Below are 20,568 nucleotides of genomic sequence, written 5' to 3'. Positions count from 1 at the left end.
CAAGACGTTGAGACAACCTATAATTCGACAGAAGATGCCGAAATGGATGCCACAACCGACTTGCGTACTGAAACCGTACAGGATATGATTGGCGATGAAGTAGCCAATGCTTTAAATAGCCTACCTGTTGATTTCAGAACGGTAATTATTCTATGCGATATTGAAGGTTTTACTTACGAAGAAATGGCCAAGATTCTTGACATTCCTATCGGAACTGTGCGTTCAAGACTTCACCGTGCTAGAAATCTCTTGAAAGAAAAACTCAAAACTTATGCCAACTCAATGGGTTATCAAACCGATGGAGCCGAAAGTGAGGAAGAAGAAGACTTTTGATAAAAAAAACACAAAATGAACAAATTTTAAAACTTTACTGTTACCCTTTTGTTCAAATACGTCAATTTCACCATTACTGACAAATTCAAACTCTAAAGCAATTAGAGCACGAACACTAAAATAAAACTGTTCCTATAATTAAATAAATTCAATGAAGTATCAGTGTGACAATCATCAGAAGTGCATGAAGATGATACAGGCCGTTCTTGACGGTTCTGCATCTGCTGAGGAAATCGAACACTTCAAGCAAAACATGGATGTGTGTATGCCGTGTATCGAGACCTATAAACTCGAAAAATGCATGAAGGAAGCCATGCAAGAAAAAGTTGAAAAGAAATGCTGTCCAGAGAAGTTAGTTCTTGATATTAAAGCAAAAATCGGACTGTCACTTTTAGTTTTAGGATTTATAGCAGTTGAAGTAAAATTATATTCAATATTTTTTAGTTGTTAATTCACTTGATAGTAAGCCTTTTACTATCGGTTTTTTCTAAAAAAATTAAATAGTATATTTGCAAAAATATTCGGCCGTCAAATTTAGAATTTGATGGCTTTTTTAATAATTATAAAATCAGTTGTGGCTTTATTTAAGTCGTTGGCCATTAACTAATCTTCTCATGAAAGGTAAAGCAATTATATTTTGTGCCCCATCGGGCTCGGGTAAAACTACCATTGTTAAGCATCTACTTGACAAATACACAAATCTCGGTTTTTCAATTTCAGCATGTACTCGCGATAAACGCGGGCGTAATGAAGAAAACGGCAAAGATTATTATTTCCTTAGTATTCATGATTTTAAAGAAAGAATTGATAGAGATGAATTTGTAGAATGGCAAGAAGTATACCCAGGAGCTTATTATGGTACACTAAAAACTGAAATCGAACGCCTGTGGGATGAAGGCAAAAATGTAATTTTTGATGTGGATGTAAAGGGCGGAATGAATCTGAAAAGATACTTCGGCGACAACGCTTTGGCAATTTACGTAAAAGTGCCTTCGATGGAAGAATTGGAAAGAAGATTACGCAGCCGTGGCACTGACGATGAAGATAGCATTTCTAGAAGAATCTATAAAATGAAGTTCGAGATGGAGTTTCAAGATAAATTCGATGTCATTTTGCACAATGATGATATCCAACATTCTTGGCAAAAAGCCGAAGAACTCTACGAGCAATTTACTAAAAATGAGTTAGTGATTACAAAAAAACCGTTGGAAGTGTGAAAATAGGTTTGTTCTTTGGTTCGTTTAATCCGATTCACGTGGGGCATTTGATTATTGCCAACACTATGGCCAATTGCACCGATTTGGAGCAAGTTTGGTTTGTGGTTTCTCCACAAAATCCGTTCAAGAAAAACAAAAGTTTATTGCATGAGTTTGACCGACTCACGATGGTAGAAAAGGCAATAGCCGATAATTTTAAGCTAAAGGCCAGCGATATTGAGTTTTCGATGCCTAAACCAAGCTACACGATTGATACGCTCACGAAATTATCCGAACGCTACCCTCAACACGATTTTAAGTTGATTATGGGTGAAGATAATTTGGTACAATTTGAAAATTGGAAAAACTACGATAAAATTCTTGAATATTACGAACTATATGTATATCCTCGCCCAAATACGGCCGAACATAATTTCAAGAATCATCCAAAAGTAAAGTTTATTGAAGCTCCTTTACTCGATATTTCAGCAACATTTATTCGAAATTCTATCAAAGCAGGTAAACCAATACGTTATATGGTTTCTGATGAAGTAGATGAATATATTCGTTGGAAGAAGTTTTATTTATAAAATTTTGGGGCGAACATTCTGTTCGCATTAATACAATCAAACAGAAGATTCACCCCAAAAATTATTTACTAATCTGCCCCGCCAAAACCTCAATTCCTTCCATAAAACTTACTGGCTCATAACCCAGCACCTCACGAGATTTCGTTAAATCAAAACCCGTTCTTGGCGGTCGTTTAGCTGGTTGAGAAAAAGTAGTAGAGTCGGCTTGTGCAATCAATGATTTATTAAGTTTAAAATAATCAGCAGTCATGATTGCCATTTCGTAAGGTGTAAGAAAATCTTTCCCTGAAATATTAAAAATACCTTCGGCTTCTTTGGTAGCAATCAATGCACAACCTTTGGCCAAATCTTCAGCTAATGTTGGTGTACGCCATTGATCGGTAACGACCTTGATATTTTTACCTTCCTCAAGCGATTTTTTCACCCATAAAATAATATTCGTACGGCTCATATCATGTGCAATGCCATAAACCAATACCGTGCGGGCAATGGCCCACCGAATTTTACTATGAATGACCAATTTCTCGGCCGCATATTTACTCCAGCCATAAAAACTAATCGGATTTGCCTCGTCCTCTTCTTTATATGGCCCCGAGGTTCCATCAAAAATAAAATCGGTTGAAATATGGAGTAAAAAGCTGTCAGTTTTCGCACAAGCTTCTACTAAATACTCTACCGAACTCACATTTTGTGCCCAACACGCTGCTTTTTCGCTTTCACATTGGTCAACATTAGTCATAGCAGCAGTATGAATAATAACCTCAGGCTGAATGCTTTCTACAACACTCAATACTTGTTCACGATTTGTAATATCCATGGGGTGATATTCATATCCCTCATGAAATGGTAATCGATTTTCACCACGAGCAGTGGCTATGATTTGAACATCCTGATTATTTAAGAGAAGCTCAACAAGCTTTTGCCCTAAAAGTCCATTAGAACCTGTAATTAAAATTTTCTTCATTTTATATTTCAAAAATCACTTCGCTAATTGAGAGAAGTCAAAGGTTAATACTTATAGCCAAATTTTTTGGTAATCTTCTTTTTACGCATTTTTTTTACCTTTAAATCCATTTTGATGTCTTCTTTAGGACGGTCGGCTGAGTCTTTAGGCTGCTTTGCAATTTCATCAATTACATTCAAATTATCAATAACCTCGCCAAAAACTGTATAACCATTATCCAAATGAGGCGTTCCACCCAAAATCATGTAATCGGCACGTTGTTCGGTAGTATAATTCATGCCATTACGCTGGGTAATGGTGGTAATTTCTTCATCTGTACGTTTTTTTCCTTGCACAATATAAAATTGACAAGCACTCGATTTTTTTTCAGGATTATTATCACGAGCAGCGGCTAAAGCACCTTTTCGATGAATATGATTGGGTTTGAACTCAAAAGGAATACGTTCAAGATTTCCACCTCCATTACCCAAACGCTCGCCTGGTTTGGCATTTTTTGAGTTGGGGTCGCCACCTTGAATCATAAATCCATCAATTATTCGATGAAACAATAAACTATCGTAGAATTTTTGCTCAACTAACTTCACGAAATTAGCTTTATGCAGCGGTGTATCATCGAATAATACCATGTGCATAGTACCAAACTTAGTATTGAGCGTCACTAAATAATCTTTCTTAGATTTTTTTTGAGCGATAGCAAAAGTGCTGAAGAATAGAAGTATAAAAACAAAAAAGTGCTTTTTCATGCGAATAAAGGCGATGATAAAGCACAAAAATACAATAAATATTTTGATGAGGATTAGGCTACCCCGAAATTTGATTCTATGGTATTTTAGGCCAAAACTAAATTAGCCGTAACATAACTCATGAAAGCACTGCTTTTGAGAATTTCCTTAAACCAAAATGTATATTTCTGAGGATTTTGTGATACATCGTCAAGAAGAGCATCAACCGAAACCCACTTATAATCAGCTACTTCTTCAGGGTTTACGATAAATGATTCATTGTAAGTACCTACAAAAACGTGGTCAACTTCGTGTTCAATCAAACCGTTTTCGAATACTGTACGATATTGAAATTTATACAAGAACTCAAGTGATGTATCAAAACCCATTTCTTCGCCTAAACGACGGTGTGCCGCCTCGCTGATTCCTTCATTAGCATTTGGGTGGCCACAACAAGTATTTGTCCATAAATCACCCGAATGATACTTGTGAGAAGTGCGTTGGTGAATCAACAACTCATTATTATCGTTGAAAACCAATATCGAAAAGGCTCTATGGAGCCAACCCTTTTGGTGAACCAAAAGCTTTTCGCCCGTACCGATTTCCTCGTCGTGTTCGTTTACGATTATAATATTTGTCATAAAGCTTCTTCTCCTTTAGGAGTCTTTGTTTTCGAAATGCGTAATTATTTTAATAACCATTGAAAAATCAAAAATGTTTTACTCGGCTAATAATTTATCGACCAAACGGTTAAAATCACTCACAAAATCATCATAATATTTACCCGTTCCTGGTCCAGAAAAACCAGTATGAATCTCGCGTACTTGTCCTTTCTTATCTATGAAAATAGTTGTTGGAAAACCAATCACACGATTAAGCATTGGTAAAGTTGTTGAAGCATCAGCTTTATCATTTGTTCCTGCTAAAAGCACTTCATAATCAATACCAAAACGCTCTTTCAAACGCTTAATTTTAGGATAAGCAAAAGCTGGGTCTGTACTTTTTTCGTAGGCTAAACCTATGATTTCAACGCCTTTTTGCTTATTTTTTTGGTACCAAGGAGCCAAAAACTTACTTTCATCCATACAATTCGGGCACCAAGAACCCATGATTTGTACCACCACTACTTTGCCTTTGTAGCGGTCATCAGTCAAAGAAATTTTCTTACCTTGTTCATTAGCAAACGAAAACTGGATTGTTTGGTAGCCCTCTTTTAGATAAGTCAATGTTTTCTCATCGGGCAAAGTGGCATTATCATCTTTCACACCCTCCCAAGATTCGAAACTACTAAGACTTGACCAAAATTCGCCACCGGTAAGCTTTCCGCCCTCAACTTTAGCTTTAAACAAAAATAAATGTGTGCCATCAAAACACGAAAGTTTGAGGCTATCACCCATCAAGTTTCCTTGTAAATAACGATAATCGCCTGTTGAAGTCAAGAAAGTACCATTTACTTCATTACCTTTCGTAGAAAAAAGTCCAACCGAAACTGTTGAATCTTTCAAATCTTCGGAGCGAAACAAAACACTATATTTAGGTGCTAAAAGTGTTTCTGGTTTATCAGTTTTATCAGTAAATCGATAAGTTTTTCCATATTCAGCTACAAAATTGCCTTGCAAAAAACTAAAATCCGAACGCATTTTCTTCCAATAACCCACTAACTTTTCACCCTCTACTTTCGCTACAATTTCAGCATCAAACAATTCCATCGGGATATGCAGCGAATCATCTTTCACAAAAGATTTATCCATCTTTAGTTTTTCTTCACCATTCAAAATCGTTACTGAATAGCCATCGGATTCTTTTTGTAATTCAAAATTAAAAGGTAATTCACCACCTTTCGTCGGAATAACAGCTCGCCAAATACCAGATTTAGGCTCAGAAGAAGTTTTACAAGCGTTTAGAAAAAGAGAGACAAAGACAATAAAGGATAATTTGATAAATAATTTCATAAGGTTTCTTTGGTTCGATGAACGTTCGGAAGGGTGTTTACCCCTCAAGCGTTGATTTTTTTAGTACTTTTGCATTTCAACATTGTAAATATATAAAAAGTTTATGTCAGTTTATCACACGCCCGTTATGCTCAAAGAATGTTTAGAAGGTCTGAATATCAAACCCGATGGCATTTATGTTGATGTTACTTTTGGCGGCGGTGGACATTCACGGGCTATTTTAGAGAAACTTACTACTGGAAAACTCTACTCATTTGACCAAGATGCGGATGCAAAAGAGCAATCAAAACTTATAGAAAATAAGAATTTTACTTTTATTGAGGCGAATTTCCGAAACATCAAACAATATTTACGTTTGTATGGTGTAAGAAAAGTAGATGGTATTTTGGCCGACTTAGGTATTTCATCGCACCAAATTGATACTCCAGAACGCGGCTTTTCGACTCGTTATGATGCCGAATTGGATATGCGAATGAACCAAAATGCCGATTTTTCTGCCAAAAATATTGTTAATGAATATTCGGTGGATGAACTACATAAAATTTTAGGCATGTATGGCGAAATCAAGAATGCTCGCACTGCGGCCCAAACAATCTATACAGCACGCCTCAACCGCCCGATTAACACCATCAATGATTTGAAAAATGTAATGGGGAAATTAGCCCCCAAAGGCAAAGAAAATAAATATTTTGCCCAAGTTTTTCAAGCTCTTCGCATTGTTGTTAATGAAGAAATGGCTGTTCTTGAAGAATTTTTACTACAAACACCCGAAGTTTTAGCTCCAGAAGGTCGTTTGGTTGTGATGTCGTATCACTCATTGGAAGACCGCTTGGTTAAGAATTTTATCAGAAGTGGTAAGTTCAGCGGCGAAGTTGAGAAAGATATTTTTGGTAATGATAAGAAACCTTTAGAAGCAATTACCCGAAAAGCTATTGAGGCCACACCCGAAGAAGTAGAACAAAATCCAAGGGCCAGAAGTGCGAAATTAAGAATCGCAGAACCCTTAAAATAAATTTCGTTTAATTTTCGATTTTATTTCTGCCTAATTCATAAATTTGTCTTATCTATTGAGCTAAATGCTCATAAAATCGTGCTTTAAAAATAAAACTTATAATTCATGACTGGAATGGAAACGAATACTTTTCGGAGCCGTCCTGAACCTGCTACCGCGACTGCCCCTCCTTCAAAGCCAAAGCAGCCTCGCAAACCAGGTATCTTTGACAGCCTCAATTCTTGGCTAACCAATCGTTTAGAACTTGGTAGTGAACTACCTACCGAAACGCTCAAACGCATCATTTGGGTTGTTTTTTTGGGCATCATCTACATTTACGTACAACATAGTTATGAAAGTTTTATCAAAAAAATAGATAAAGCTCGCAATGACATGGAAGAAAAACGTGCAGCATACATCTCCCAAAAATCAAGATACATGTTTGCTAGTAAGCAGTCTGAAATAGCAAAAAAATTAAGCAATGATGGTCTTGAAGAAAACATTACTCCACCCACAAAAATTGTAGTGAAATAATATATAGAGTCCTAAGTGTAGGGATACCCGTCTGTACAATTCTGAATTTTGAGTTTTTACTTGGAATTACAAGAATACCCCTGTCAGAACTCTACACTCAGAACTCAGAACTCATTAAAATTATGGCTCCAAAACGCTCAATACGTGAAGAAATCCAGTGGCGTGCGAAAGTAACCTTTGGAATCGTTTTTATCATAGGCTCGTTAATTACTGCTCAAATATTTGTTATTCAGGTTTTTCAGAAGAAAAAGTGGGCGGACAAAATGGAGAAAGTACAAAGCAAGCCCATGAAAATAAGAGCTCAGCGAGGAAATATCTTCGCTGCTGATGGTCGTAGCTTATTAGCTACATCTGTACCCCGCTATCGTGTAGGAATTGATGTCACGAGAGCCAAACCTGCTTATTTCAAAGAAAAAATCGACAGTTTATGCCGAAAACTAGCCAATTTCTTTCAAGATCGCTCGGCCGAGGATTATAAACGCCTAATTAAAAATGCCCGCGAAGAAAAGAAACTGATTTTCGTGGCTCTTGGAAATCGTTTGGTTGATTACCAAGAACGTCAGCAAATAAAGACATTCCCATTTTTTAGAGAAGGCCCCATGAAAGGAGGTGGAAAGTTTGAACGACTTGAGCGAAGAGTAATGCCTTTTGACGACATGGCCTTGCGTTCTATCGGAAAACTCGACCGTGATACGCAAACGCGTGGTGACTTTGGTATTGAATTTAGCTTCAATAATTACTTAGCTGGCCGAGATGGCGTGGGCTTATTTCAGCGTCTCACGGGGGGTGTATGGAAACCTGTAGAAGATAGCCCAGAAGTACGCCCAGAAGCAGGCTTAGACGTAATCACTACTATTGATGTAAATTACCAAGATATTGTTGAAAGTGCCCTTCGAAATCAAGTTATCAATACCAATGCCAAATATGGTTCGGCAGTAGTGATGGAAATTGCCACGGGTGAAATTAAGGCCATTACCAATCTTTCGAGAAGAAATGGCTCTGATTCTACTAGTAAATTCTATACCGAAGATTTCAATTATGCCGTAAGGGGTGGAACTGACCCTGGTTCGACTTTCAAATTGGCTACTATGGTGGCTTTACTAGAAAAATCGAATCTTAGTCTGAATGAAGATGCTGGGTTTTGCGGCGGAAGTATTATGCACAATAAAACCGAAATGACATGTTCGGAAGAACACGGAAATCAGACCGTAAAACAAGTTTTTGAACATTCGTGCAATATCGGCATCTATAATCTGGTGAAAAAGCATTTTGGTTTCTCTAATGCCGATGAGTTTGTATCTTACCTGACTCGCTTTAAACTCGACCAACCCGTTGGTTTTCAGTTGAAAGGTGAAACCGAACCAATTATTAAAAATCGTAAAAGTTCTACTTTTAGTAATACCACTATTCCTTGGATGTCGATTGGCTATGAAACTCGACTTACGCCTTTACAAATGCTAACTTTCTACAATGCCATTGCCAATAATGGCCATTGGGTACAGCCACTCATTGTAAAAGAAATTCGTGAAGCCGACCGAGTCACCGAAAGATTTGAAGCCAACCAAGACCCAACGCCTATTTGTTCAGAGCGTACGGCCAAATTGGCTCAAGAAATGATGCGAGGTGTAGTGGAAAATGGTACTGCACAAAACATCAATACGGGCTTTTGCAAAGTAGCAGGAAAAACGGGAACTTCAAGAAAACGTGAGAATGGCTACGTAAAAAACCAATATTATACGGCTTTTATTGGATTTTTCCCAGCAGATAACCCTAAATATAGTTGTGCAGTAATTATTGATGAGCCTCAGGGTGCCAACCTCTATGCCCGTGATGTGGCCGCTCCAGTATTTCGCACGATTGCCGATAAAATATTTGCTTATGATGTAGCCTTGCATCCATCTAAAAATAAAGCATCTAATATTCAGAAAATCCAAACACAAGCACAAACTGGTTACGCTGAAGATTTCCGCACAGTGAATGAAGAGTTGGGCATTCAGAATTCACCGAGTAGTGCAGGTTGGGTGAAAGCCTCGAAAAATGGAAGTTCAGTTGCGTGGCAAAGAGTAGAAGACCGAAAGGATTTACCAGATGTGAGTGGGATGTCACTCCGAGATGCCATCCATATTCTCGAAAACAAGGGCTTTAAAGTACGATACTCAGGGCTTGGCAAGGTTACCGACTATGCCATTGTTCAACCTAAAGTTGTTTCTCTAGTTTTGAAATAAAGGTAAGACTTCGCTCAGAGCGAAGTCTTACCTAAAAATAATATGATGAAATATCCCATCCATTTACGAGATAGTTTACTGAAAATAGGCCTCATTACGCTTTTTTCATGCCTACTTATCAACCTCGGATATTTCACCCAACGCCAATCATTTGGGCAATTAATAGGCTTATATACAGGCCTTTTTGTTTTGTATTATTGTCTTATTTATACTTTCAAAAATGCTCGTGAGGCGATCATCACGGGCATTTTTTTTCGAATATTACTACTTTTTGCCATACCCGCCTTATCCGATGATTTTTATCGTTTTGTTTGGGATGGTCGCTTGCTCAGTCATGGCTTAAACCCTTATACAATCTTACCCGCTGAATTTGTCCAATCTATTGATTTTAAGCCTATTATTGGCGACAAATCTATTTTCGACAAACTCAATTCACCGAATTATTATACCGTTTATCCTCCGCTCAATCAATTCATTTTTGGCATTTCAGCTTGGCTTTCGCCTAATAATTTATGGTTGAATGTTATATTCCTAAGAGTTTTTATTCTATCTGCCGAAGTAGGTATTCTTTTAATTATCGCCAAACTTTCTGCTAAAAAAATAAAGCTTTCATCAAATCCCAAAGTCATTGCACTCTATGCATTCAACCCACTCATTATTATTGAATTATGCGGCAATTTACATTTCGAGGGCGTTGTGATGTTTTTTGTAGTTTGGGCTTTTTATGTAGGTATCAAAGAAAGATTTCACCTCTTTTTTAGTGCTTTTTTATTTGCTTGTGCAGTCTGTGTAAAATTACTTCCTTTAGTTTTCATTCCACTTGTAATCAAGAAAATAGGCTTCAAAAAAGGCATTTGGTATGGTGCTTTAGTAGCCACTTTTTGTGGATTTTTCTTCTTACCATTTTTCGATAAAGCACTTATCGAAAAGCTGTTTTCGAGTGTAAATCTATATTTCCAAAAGTTTGAGTTTAATGCCAGTATTTATTACTTACTGCGTGAAGTTGGCTATTGGATTTGGGGCTATAATATCATCGGATTTCTAGGAAAAACGCTGGCATTTATCACATTTTCTAGCATCATACTTATTTCTTGGAAGGTTAAAGATATACATCAGGCAGCTCTATTTATCTTAACACTTTATTTTGCAATGGCTACAACCATACACCCTTGGTATGCAACCAATCTTTTGGTAATTGCCATTTTTACCAACTTTCGCTACCCAATACTTTGGTCATATACAGTGTTTTTTAGCTATGCGGCTTATCAGACAGACCTTTATCAAGAAAATCTTTATTTAGTTATACTTGAATATGTATTGGTTCTTGGAATGATGATTTATGAATTAAAACAAGTTTCTAACTTGTTCCACGACAAATCTTCGTAATAATCCTTTCGGCATGCACTCTCGAATTTTCGATAAACAAGCTATGCGTATTCATTCCTCCACAGATAACTCCAGCTAAATATACATTAGGTAAATTGGTTTCCATACTTGTTTCATCATACTGAGGCTTCATAATTTCATCGGCTGAAAGATTGATACCTACTTTCTTCAAAAAACCTAAATTAGGTTGATACCCTGTCATCGAAATTACCCAATCATTTTCTACACTTACCAAGCCTTCTGGCGTTTTTATAACGACTGTATCTTCTGTGATTTCGGCAATTTCTGAATTAAAATAGGCTTTAATCGAACCTTCTTTGATTCGGTTTTCTATGTCGGGCTTTGCCCAATATTTCACGCGTTCGCCTACTCCTTCGCCACGAATCACCATGGTAACTTCGGCACCTTTCCGCCAAGTTTCAAGTGCGGCATCAACCGCCGAATTATTCGCACCTACTACCAAAACCTTTTGGAAAGCATAAAAATGTGGGTCTTTATAATAGTGCGTTACTTTAGGCAAATGTTCGCCTTTTACTCCCAACATGTGCGGAATATCATAAAACCCCGAGGCAATAACCACGTGCTTACCTTCATAGTTGTGTTTCTTTGTTTTTATCTGATAGACTTTATCTGCTTTTACTACCTCTAAAACTTCTTCAAAAAGCTTTACATTGAGTTTTCTATGAATAGCCACTCTTCTGTAGTATTCAAGAGCTTCGCTGCGAGTTGGTTTGGCATTATTCGATACAAATGGCACATCGCCAATCTCAAGCCTTTCAGAAGTACTGAAGAAAGTCATGTTGGCAGGATAATTATATAGTGAATTTACTAAACATCCTTTTTCTAAAATCACATAACTTAAGCCCGCTTTTTGAGCTTCAATTCCACAAGCTAGGCCAATTGGCCCACCACCAATAATTACTACTTCGTATTTAGCAGAATCCATCATTAAAAATAAAATCTATAATCTCTTTGGTCTATTTTAAAACAACAAAGTTTTCATTAAAATTCGTTCTTTTTACTAAAACTATGCTAATTTTGAAGATAGTTTCGTTAATCGAAAACAATTAGCCCAATTAAGGTTTTGAATTTGTATCAACTATTTATGAGATTATTTTTTGTATTGGTTTTGAGTACCGTCGGATTGTGGGTATCAGCACAAGAAATAAATTACGTAAAAGCCTATCACCCAATCATCAACAAAGCCGAATTGGCCATTATTGATGGCAAATACAAAGATGCATTCGAAAATTATGAAAAAGCATTTGCAACTGTTCCGCGTGCTTTCATGAAAGACTATTTCAATGCGGCCGTTTGTGCAACCTACTTGGGCGATGCAACCAATACCTACAAATATTTGCTCGAAGTAGCCAACAAAGGCATAAGTCTTGATTTTATTAAAGATGAAGCTGCCTTTACAAGCATTCAGCAAGACCCTAATTGGAGAAACTTTGAGAAAAGCTTTTTGGCAAAAAAACGTGAGTTCGACCAGAAAATAAATCGAAGTTTACAAGATAAATTAGCTAAAATTGTTGAGCGAGACAAGTCATATCGCGTTCGTGATGCCCAAGCTTTTGCCGATAGTATCGTGAAAATAGACCGTCAAAATGCCACCGAGCTTGACTATATTTTTGATAAATATGGATTTCCAGGTGAAGACCAAATCGGCTGTGGAGAAGGTGGAATGCCAATCATTCAGTATCCATTCTACACTGTCATCCGCCGACAAACATCTGATAATCAAACCATTAATTTCTCAAATCATTTGCTCAATGCCGCCCAAGGTGGACGTATAACACCTCATTCCGCTTCGCATATCATGGCCACAATTAACGGCAATGATATATTTTTGGCTAGGCATGTATTTAAAATCATGAGCGACGAACCCGAAATGATACAAGGAAAAGCGTTTTCCGCTAAATTAAATAAGTGGGTTTTTCGACAAATAGATGTCGCAGATGAACAAAGAATCAATGAAATGCGTTTGCAAAATGGAATGGAGACATTGGCAGATTATAGAAAAAAGATAATTTTTTCGCTTAAGGATAACCGATTTTTGTTTCCGTATCGTTCGTATGTAGGAATTTGGTCAGTTAATAAGCCCAATATCGCTGCTGATTATTTAGAAGGTACAGCAATTTTGGAGTAAATTTTAGTAAAGTATCAATAGTTTTTTAATAATTTCATAAAAAAACAGGTTTTAATAAAGTCGAAGTTCGGATAATTGCTAAGAAAAAAATCAAGCTTTTTGTCTTAAAAATCGACTTTTCAGAATCAAAACAAATCAACGTCAACTAATGGCAATTTTAACAATGATTGGTCAGCTTTTGCTGGCATTAACTATTTTAGTCGGATTACACGAGTTTGGGCATTTTATTTTCGCCCGCATTTTCGGAATTAGAGTTAATAAATTTTACATATTCTTCGATTTCCTTTTTCCATTACCCAATGTGCTCAATTTTGCACTCTGGAAAAAGAAAAAAGGTGATACTGAATACGGCTTAGGTTGGTTTCCACTTGGTGGCTATGTAGATATTGCGGGTATGATTGATGAAACCAAAGATTCTTCGCAGCTTTCGGCTGTTCCTGAACCTTATGAATTTCGTTCGAAACCAGCTTGGCAACGTCTTTTTGTTATGCTTGGTGGTATTATTGTAAACATCATTTTAGGTATATTAATCTTCTGGGGTGTAAAATACTACTGGGGAGAAGAATATTATTCAAAAGCAGAAGTGAACAAATTAGGGTACTATGCTCACCCATTAGCCCAAGAAATTGGACTTAAAACAGGCGATAAAATCTTGAAAGTTAACGGTCAGGATTATGAAAGTTCAGGAGATGTTCGTGCGGCATTAATGCAAGAAAACACCAATTTCACGATTGAACGCAATGGTGAAATCAAAGAGATTCCTGTACCAAACGATTTGATTGATAAAGTAGCCAGTAAAATTCCATTTATGGAGCCAATTTATCCATTTAAAGTGGGCGAAATTGCTAAAGGAATGCCAGCCGAAGCTGCAGGGTTGAAAGCAGGTGATAAAATCTTGAAAATTGACACCATCACAACGGTTTGCTTCCAAGATTTTCAAGCAACTTTAAAGAAATTCGCTGGTAAAAAAGTAAACTTAAGCGTTGAAAGAGCAGGAAAAACATTACAAATTTCACCAGAAGTAACCAAAGAAGGTACGATTGGTTTTACTTCGGAATTTACATTAATATCTAGCAAACGCACACTGACATTTGGTGAATCATTTATTACAGGTGCGAAAGATGCCTTATCGGTTATTCCAAACCAAATCCAAGGTTTTGGCCGCATCTTTAAAGGACATATTTCAGCAGGAAATGCTGTAAGCGGCCCAGTTGGTTTAGCACAAATGTATGGCAAATCGTGGGACTGGGAAAGATTTTGGGGCTTAACTGGCTTATTATCAATGGGCTTAGCATTTATGAATGCTTTACCAATTCCAGCACTTGATGGTGGCCATGTTTTGGTTTTACTTTATGAAATGATTACACGCCGCAAACCATCAGAGAAATTTATGGAACGTACCCAACAAATTGGTACTTTCATCCTTCTCACTTTGATGATTCTTGTGTTGTTCAATGATACATTCAAGGCTTTGTTTAAGTAAGAAATGATTAAGATTTTAATTGCTTTTTTAGGGCTAACGATATTTAATCCAGCCACAATTTTTATTGATAGATCGGCTGGCCACTCTATTAGTAGAGAAACTAAAATCGTTCATGCTTTTCATACTTCGTTGACAGAAATTCAATACAATCCTAAAGAAAAATCTTTGGAGATTAGTATTCGTATGTTTACCGATGATTTAGAGACTGCTCTTACGAAAGCCAATAATGGGCAAAAAGTAATGATTGGTGGAAAAAATGATAATAGTGATGCGATTTTGAGCAAATACGTTCAGCAACATTTTATGATTGTTACGCCCCAAAAACAAAAAAAGGCGATGTCGATTTTAGGTAAGGAAATGGAAGGTGATGCGACTTGGGTTTATGTAGAAATTCCGAATAGCCCTGATTTTAAGGGTAATATCATCTACAATAGCATAATGCAAGAGCTTTTCGATGACCAAACCAATATCGTAAACTTCATTCAACCTAGCGGTAAGAAGACTTACGTATTCAATGCTAAAATCAAAACCACAGAAATTGACTAAAATCATAGTTTTTTAAGAAAATAGTTTTTGCTCAATAAAAAAACTTTAAAACAGTATGCCTGCATACTGTTTTTTTGTTACTTTTGTATAGATTCGAAGCAAAAAACACCAATGAAGAAGGAAAAAACAGTTGATTTTTACATAAAATGGGCTTGGCACTCTATTTCGCGTATGTATAATGCGTATGCTAACCCCAACGATATGACCATGGCAATTGGCTATGTGTTGCTCAATATCGACTCTGAAAAAGGTACTCCTGCTACAAAAATTGGACCTTCGATTGGAATGGAGCCACGAAGCCTTACTCGTATGCTCAAAACACTGGAAGAAAAAGGTTGGATTTACCGAGAAATAGACCCCGATGATAAGCGTTTTGTAAGAGTTTTCTTAACTGAAGAAGGAAGAAAAAAGCGTAGTTTTTCTCGTGAAGGCGTAATTATTTTCAATAAAATGATTCAAGAACAAATTCCTGCTGAAAAATTGTCGGTATTTTTCGAAGTCATTAAAGAAATCAATCGCTTGGTAGATGAACAAAATAGTAAAGCGAAAGAAGGGCTAATTTTAGAAAATGATATTATTTAATCGGCTTTCTTGTTAGTTTTGTATCATGATAACCCCTCTAGCATGCTGAAAAAACTACTATTAATTACTTTATTTGCTGCCACTGCCCATTTTTCTCAGGCCCAAACTTTTACATATTACCCATTCAACTCTGTATTTTCTGTAGCCTCAAACCCCGATAAACCATTCTGGGCTGATTTTCGCTTTCAGATGAACTCTTATTTTTCATCATTGAGCACCGAAGTTACCCCAATGTTTAACGTAAGCAAAGGCGAACGAGCTAAGTTTTATATAGGAGCCGGCGTAAAGGCAAACTTTTTGAATTATTTAAACCCCGATGCTTCGAAACAAAAGCCATTAGAAGGTTATAGTCTTAATTTTGGTGTTCGAACCTACCCTATTCAACAATTACCAGGGCTCCAAGTGGTTTTCGAACTTTCTCCTTATGCCAATAGCAACTTTGACTTAGGAGTATTTAGGGCAAATTTAGGCTTTGGATATAATTTATCTAAGAAACGTAAAAAATAACATAAACAAAAGGCGAGGATTTGAACCCTCGCCTTTATTATTTTAAATCTTTTTATCCTTTTCCAATTTTTCGGCTTTTACAAATTGCTTAATTGCAGTCTGGAAGAGCGGGTCTTGGCTATAAATAATTTGGTAATACTCATTATTTAATCCATTCTTCATATTTCGCTGCCAAACATGGCGAGCAATATTGGCCTTTATTTGCAGCTTGATAAACTCTTTTGAGCGAGCATATTCAGAAGCATTGAATTTTACTTCGGCGTTTACTGCCATTTTCTTTACTTCTTCAAGCATGACATCACTAATAACAAAATCTTTCAAGAAAGCAGTAAATGCTTGCTTTTCTAGTGTTTTTCTATTGGTATTTGCATAATTAAGGGCATATTCACGCAGGATATTTTTACCATAAAGTTCGAGTAAATACTTGGTAATATGGCTGGTATCTCTCGGCACAAAAATATCGGGTGTTACACCGCCACCACCATACACAACTCTACCACCTTTGGTTTTAAATCGCATTTTAGGGTTATTTTTGATACTATCGGCTATAAAATATTCACCCGATTTTCCACGCTCATCGAGTTCGTGTTCATAATTTTCTAAATGCCCTTTTTCGTATGGTTTCTGAATGCTTCGTCCACTAGGAATATAATATCGAGAGATTGTAAGGCGAAGCTCCGAACCATCTGAAAGTTGAATAGGCTGTTGCACTAAACCTTTTCCGAATGTTCGTCGGCCAACAATCAAAGCACGGTCATAATCTTGTAATGAACCTGAAACAATTTCAGAGGCAGAGGCACTTCCTTCATCAACCATCACCACAATGGCTCCTTTCTCAAACATGCCATCATTACCAGCATAGGTTTTTCTATTATTCCGAGAATCCTTGCCATCTGTATAAACAATCACATCTTTTCCACCAACCAGTTCATCAACAATATCGGTTGCTCTATCCATATAACCACCTGGATTTCCTCTCAAATCAAGCAATAATTGTTTCATTCCTTGCTTTTTGAGGTCGGTCATATGTTGTTTAAATTCATCGTAAGTAGTTTCTGTAAAACGATTAATTTTAATATAAGCCGTTTTCTTATCCTCCATTAAATATGCTGCATCGACCGAATATTGTGGGATTTTATCTCTTACTACCGTAAATTTTAGTAAATCTTTAAATCCACGGCGTTTCACTTCGAGTTTTACTTCAGTACCTCGCTTCCCTCGCAGATTAGCAAAAATATTAGCACTACTAGCATCTTTTCCTGTCAATTTATTTCCATTTGCTTTAATGATAGCATCTCCACTTTGAATACCTACTGTTTCTGATGGCCCCCCTGTGAGTGGCGTAACGACATAAAGTGTGTCATTGAAAACATTAAATTCGATACCAATACCATCAAATCCACTTTCAAGCTGCGATCGAGCAATATCAGCTTCTTGGGGTGGGAAATAATACGTATGAGGGTCGAGTTTTTCGAGCATTTTCGTAATCGAATAATCAACCAGTGAATCAGTGTTTACACTATCTACATAACTTCGATTGATGTAAGTCAGAATCTCTTTGAATTTATTTGAACTACGAGAAATATCTCCACCTACCCTACGTCCACCAAAAAAAGTTGCTCCAATCAGAATGCCAACCACCAATGTTGTTGCAACGACAATTGGTGTACGAATTGTTGATTGACTATTTTGAATTTTCTTTTCTTCCACTTTTCTACTTTCGATTTTACAATTTAGTTTGTACTTTTAGAAACAGATTCTGATGTAAATAAATTACACAAAACTGCATAAATATTCTTAAAATTCACCCCTAATTTACTAAAGAAATGTCTGAAAATCAATCTCGACGCTCATTCCTCCAAAACCTTGGAATCGGACTCGGTACTAGTGCAGCTGCCTTTGCTATTCCATCAGTTATGGCCATTCCAGAAGCAGGTTCAAAAAAAGATGATAAAAAACTGGGTATTGCCCTCGTTGGTTTGGGGAGCTACGCCAAAAATCAATTAGCAGTTGCTTTAGAAAATGCTAAAAACTGTTATTTAACTGCCATTGTTACTGGTTCTCCAGCCAAAGCAGAGGAATGGTCGAAAAAGTATAATTTGCCCAAAGAAAGCGTATACAACTACCAAAACTTTGATGAAATAGCCAAAAACAAAGCCGTTGATATTGTGTATGTGGTTTTACCAAACTCTTTGCACCCTGAATTTGTAATTCGAGCAGCCAAAGCGGGCAAACATGTAATGTGTGAAAAGCCAATGGCTAATTCTGTTGCTGAATGTGAGGCGATGATTAAAGCTTGTAAAGAGGCAGGCGTTCAGTTGGGCATTGGTTATCGTATGCATTTTGAGCCGCACACACAAGAAATCATGCGTATTGGTCAGAAAAAAGAAAAAGGTAATGTAAGATTCATCCAAACCAACTTTGGCTTTACCATTGGCGACCCAACCCAATGGCGACTCAAAAAAGCCATGGCTGGAGGTGGCCCATTGATGGATGTGGGTATTTATTGCGTGCAGGCCTCTCGCTATGTAACAGGAGAAGAACCCCTTTGGGTAACAGCACAATTTGGGCCAATTACCGATAAAGAACGCTTTAAGGATGTAGAAGAAAGCGTTTCGTGGCAAATGGAATTTCCGGGTGGTACCATTGTTAATGGCTTTACTTCTTATAAATCAAATATCGAACAACTCTACGTTTCGGCCGACAAAGGTTGGGTGCAACTAAGCCCTGCTTACAGCTATGGTCCAATCAAAGGAAGCACAAATGATGGTTCTTTGAAACTACCAGTAGTCCACCATCAAACAGTAATGATGGAGGCTATTTGTAAAGAATTTATCGAAACTGGTAAATTTCCAAGCCATATTGATGGAGAAGAGGGTAAACGAGATATGAAAATTTTAATGGCTATCTATGAAGCTGCACAAACTGGAAAGAAAATAAGTTTGGTATAGTTTGCTATTTAAATTACATCCCCCTACCCCCTTCAAAGGGGGATTTTTTTAGTAGAAAAAAAACATTTTGCTGTTTTCGTCGTTATACGTATTCAAACACAATCTCAATTAAAAATGAAAAAAATCGTTTTACTATTCTCTCTTTTTGTATCAATGGGTGCAATGGCACAAGGTGTAAAAACACCAGCCCCAAGCCCAACTCAAACTATTAAACAAGATTTTGCACTTTCATCAATCGAAGTAAATTATTCTCGTCCGTTAGCTAAAGGCCGTAAAGTTTTCGGTGATTTAGTTCCTTTCGGAAAAATGTGGAGAACAGGAGCCAATGGTGCTACGAAAGTAACTTTTGGCGAAGACGTAAAAGTAGGTGGAGTAGCTGTGAAAGCTGGTTCGTATGCTCTTTACTCTATTCCAAACCAAAACGAATGGGAAATTATCTTAAATAAAGGTGTAAACAATGGTGGTTTGAGCGGTTATAAAACAGAAGAAGATGTTGCTCGTTTCAAAGTAAAATCTATGAGTTTACCGATGCACATCGAATCATTTACCATCATGATTGGTGATGTATTGCCTGCATCTGCAAACATTCAAATCCTCTGGGAAAAAACTGCGGTAAGTATTCCTGTAGAGGCTGATATTGATACCAAAATCATGGCATCAATTGACAACGCCATGAATGTTGATAATCGCCCATATTTTGCTGCGGCAAGTTATTATTTTGATAATGGCAAAGACTTAAATAAGGCTTTAGTATGGGTAAACAAAGCTATCGAAGCACAACCAAGTGCCTATTGGATGGTTCACTTAAAAGCAAAAATCCAAGCAAAATCAGGTGATAAAGCTGGGGCAATTGCCACTGCAACTAAAGGTATTGAATTAGCTAAAGCTGGCAAAAACGATGACTACGTAGCTTTGAACGAAAAACTGATTGCTTCTTTGAAATAAGAAATCCCAAATTGTTTAACTATAGTAAAGCCCCTGCTCATTTATGAACAGGGGCTTTGTTTTTTAGATTTAGTTTTCTTCAAATCTAATCGGCAATTGCCCTGTAAACTTTTTAAGTTCTCGGTTGAAAGTTGCTTTAGAATTGAAGCCACCATCAAAAGCGATGGCCAGTAGGGTGTAATGTTTTTTTTCGGGAAGTTCTTTTTTTACTTCAAATCATGGCTCTAAATTTTCATCAATCTCAACTTTTATTGAAAATGTCTTTCCGATTTCTATTTCAACTTTACCACCAAAATTCTTCAATCGACGCTTTATCAAAATCTTTGATATCAAAATTTCGAGTTATAATTTTGCCCGTACCCCTCAAAGACCCTCTTTGAGCAAAGCACATATTGCAAATCATCCAAAAGAGTAATAATTAAAATTAGCTTTTTTTTTATCTATTCATTGTGAACTTGTTTAAGATTTTATTTTACTGGATATTTTTCGGACAAAACACACCACTATTCCTA

General features: G+C 36.8%; 21 protein-coding genes. 15 read left to right on the top strand and 6 right to left on the bottom strand.

Annotation, left to right across the window (positions count from 1 at the left end; translation table 11 throughout):
- The 4 genes from A6M55_RS16170 to nadD all read left to right on the top strand — a co-directional run.
- Positions 1-333 (top strand): sigma-70 family RNA polymerase sigma factor (locus A6M55_RS16170; RefSeq protein ID WP_156511098.1); only part of this gene is annotated, 333 nt, incomplete at its 5' end.
- A 184-nt stretch (positions 334-517) separates the two neighbouring features.
- Positions 518-784, top strand: a complete 267-nt coding sequence (locus A6M55_RS16165) for a hypothetical protein (RefSeq protein ID WP_197491722.1) — start codon at positions 518-520, stop codon at positions 782-784.
- A gap of 163 nt (positions 785-947) precedes the next feature.
- Positions 948-1,550 carry a guanylate kinase gene (gene gmk / locus A6M55_RS16160; RefSeq protein ID WP_015028508.1) on the top strand — a complete coding sequence of 201 codons (603 nt, stop codon included), beginning with the start codon at positions 948-950 and terminating at the stop codon, positions 1,548-1,550.
- Positions 1,547-2,119 (top strand): nicotinate (nicotinamide) nucleotide adenylyltransferase, encoded by a 573-nt coding sequence (gene nadD, locus A6M55_RS16155; protein ID WP_015028509.1) that lies wholly within the window; start codon positions 1,547-1,549, stop codon positions 2,117-2,119. Before gmk ends, nadD begins: the two co-directional genes overlap by 4 nt.
- Positions 2,120-2,180: 61 nt before the next feature.
- Here the strand turns inward: nadD and A6M55_RS16150 are convergent, their stop codons facing one another.
- The 4 genes from A6M55_RS16150 to A6M55_RS16135 form a co-directional block, all read right to left on the bottom strand.
- A complete protein-coding gene (locus A6M55_RS16150) occupies positions 2,181-3,083 on the bottom strand; it encodes an NAD(P)-dependent oxidoreductase (protein WP_015028510.1) in 903 nt (300 codons plus the stop codon).
- 44 nt (positions 3,084-3,127) lie between these two features.
- On the bottom strand, positions 3,128-3,826 hold the full coding sequence (locus A6M55_RS16145; protein WP_064198542.1) for a peptidylprolyl isomerase: 699 nt from the start codon (positions 3,824-3,826) through the stop codon (positions 3,128-3,130).
- A gap of 86 nt (positions 3,827-3,912) precedes the next feature.
- Positions 3,913-4,446 (bottom strand): isopentenyl-diphosphate Delta-isomerase, encoded by a 534-nt coding sequence (idi, locus tag A6M55_RS16140; RefSeq protein WP_064198541.1) that lies wholly within the window; start codon positions 4,444-4,446, stop codon positions 3,913-3,915.
- A gap of 78 nt (positions 4,447-4,524) precedes the next feature.
- The gene (locus A6M55_RS16135) at positions 4,525-5,757 is read right to left on the bottom strand and encodes a TlpA disulfide reductase family protein (protein WP_064198540.1); all 1,233 of its coding nucleotides are present in this window, start codon (positions 5,755-5,757) and stop codon (positions 4,525-4,527) included.
- 103 nt (positions 5,758-5,860) lie between these two features.
- Here A6M55_RS16135 and rsmH point away from each other — a divergent pair, with 103 nt between their 5' ends.
- The 4 genes from rsmH to A6M55_RS16115 all read left to right on the top strand — a co-directional run bounded on the left by rsmH (position 5,861) and on the right by A6M55_RS16115 (position 10,893).
- Complete coding sequence (rsmH, locus tag A6M55_RS16130; RefSeq protein WP_015028514.1) at positions 5,861-6,769, top strand: 16S rRNA (cytosine(1402)-N(4))-methyltransferase RsmH; 909 nt, start codon at positions 5,861-5,863, stop codon at positions 6,767-6,769.
- A 114-nt stretch (positions 6,770-6,883) separates the two neighbouring features.
- Positions 6,884-7,282, top strand: a complete 399-nt coding sequence (locus A6M55_RS16125; RefSeq protein WP_156511097.1) for an FtsL-like putative cell division protein — start codon at positions 6,884-6,886, stop codon at positions 7,280-7,282.
- A gap of 122 nt (positions 7,283-7,404) precedes the next feature.
- The gene (locus tag A6M55_RS16120) at positions 7,405-9,507 is read left to right on the top strand and encodes a penicillin-binding transpeptidase domain-containing protein (RefSeq protein WP_064198539.1); all 2,103 of its coding nucleotides are present in this window, start codon (positions 7,405-7,407) and stop codon (positions 9,505-9,507) included.
- A gap of 45 nt (positions 9,508-9,552) precedes the next feature.
- Positions 9,553-10,893, top strand: a complete 1,341-nt coding sequence (locus A6M55_RS16115) for a hypothetical protein (RefSeq protein WP_229235554.1) — start codon at positions 9,553-9,555, stop codon at positions 10,891-10,893.
- Here the strand turns inward: A6M55_RS16115 and A6M55_RS16110 are convergent.
- Positions 10,865-11,842, bottom strand: coding sequence for a YpdA family putative bacillithiol disulfide reductase (locus tag A6M55_RS16110; RefSeq protein ID WP_064198538.1), 978 nt, complete (start codon positions 11,840-11,842; stop codon positions 10,865-10,867). The two genes, A6M55_RS16115 and A6M55_RS16110, sit on opposite strands and share 29 nt — an antisense overlap.
- A 156-nt stretch (positions 11,843-11,998) precedes the next feature.
- Here A6M55_RS16110 and A6M55_RS16105 point away from each other — a divergent pair, with 156 nt between their 5' ends.
- The 5 genes from A6M55_RS16105 to A6M55_RS16085 all read left to right on the top strand — a co-directional run bounded on the left by A6M55_RS16105 (position 11,999) and on the right by A6M55_RS16085 (position 16,160).
- A complete protein-coding gene (locus A6M55_RS16105; protein WP_064198537.1) occupies positions 11,999-13,042 on the top strand; it encodes a hypothetical protein in 1,044 nt (347 codons plus the stop codon).
- A 148-nt stretch (positions 13,043-13,190) separates the two neighbouring features.
- Positions 13,191-14,525, top strand: coding sequence for an RIP metalloprotease RseP (gene rseP / locus A6M55_RS16100; RefSeq protein ID WP_041693443.1), 1,335 nt, complete (start codon positions 13,191-13,193; stop codon positions 14,523-14,525).
- A 3-nt stretch (positions 14,526-14,528) separates the two neighbouring features.
- Positions 14,529-15,071 carry a DUF6702 family protein gene (locus tag A6M55_RS16095; RefSeq protein ID WP_082893069.1) on the top strand — a complete coding sequence of 181 codons (543 nt, stop codon included), beginning with the start codon at positions 14,529-14,531 and terminating at the stop codon, positions 15,069-15,071.
- 111 nt (positions 15,072-15,182) lie between these two features.
- On the top strand, positions 15,183-15,653 hold the full coding sequence (locus A6M55_RS16090; RefSeq protein ID WP_015028522.1) for a MarR family winged helix-turn-helix transcriptional regulator: 471 nt from the start codon (positions 15,183-15,185) through the stop codon (positions 15,651-15,653).
- 42 nt (positions 15,654-15,695) lie between these two features.
- Positions 15,696-16,160: a hypothetical protein gene (locus A6M55_RS16085; RefSeq protein ID WP_015028523.1), complete on the top strand. Its 465-nt coding sequence runs from the start codon at positions 15,696-15,698 to the stop codon at positions 16,158-16,160.
- Positions 16,161-16,202: 42 nt separating this feature from the next.
- On the opposite strand, the gene A6M55_RS16080 is transcribed toward A6M55_RS16085, so the two are convergent.
- Entirely contained in the window at positions 16,203-17,870 is a 1,668-nt protein-coding gene (locus A6M55_RS16080; RefSeq protein ID WP_015028524.1) for a S41 family peptidase, read from the bottom strand.
- Between the two features lie 116 nt (positions 17,871-17,986).
- On the opposite strand from A6M55_RS16080, the gene A6M55_RS16075 reads away from it, so the two are divergent.
- On the top strand, positions 17,987-19,111 hold the full coding sequence (locus A6M55_RS16075) for a Gfo/Idh/MocA family protein (RefSeq protein ID WP_064198536.1): 1,125 nt from the start codon (positions 17,987-17,989) through the stop codon (positions 19,109-19,111).
- Between the two features lie 114 nt (positions 19,112-19,225).
- On the top strand, positions 19,226-20,056 hold the full coding sequence (locus A6M55_RS16070) for a DUF2911 domain-containing protein (RefSeq protein ID WP_064198535.1): 831 nt from the start codon (positions 19,226-19,228) through the stop codon (positions 20,054-20,056).
- The last annotated feature ends 512 nt before the right edge of the window (positions 20,057-20,568 follow it).

Source organism: Emticicia sp. MM, assembly GCF_001649495.1.
The sequence above is the reverse complement of the archived record's forward strand: the minus strand, read 5'-3'. Positions and strand labels throughout refer to the sequence as shown.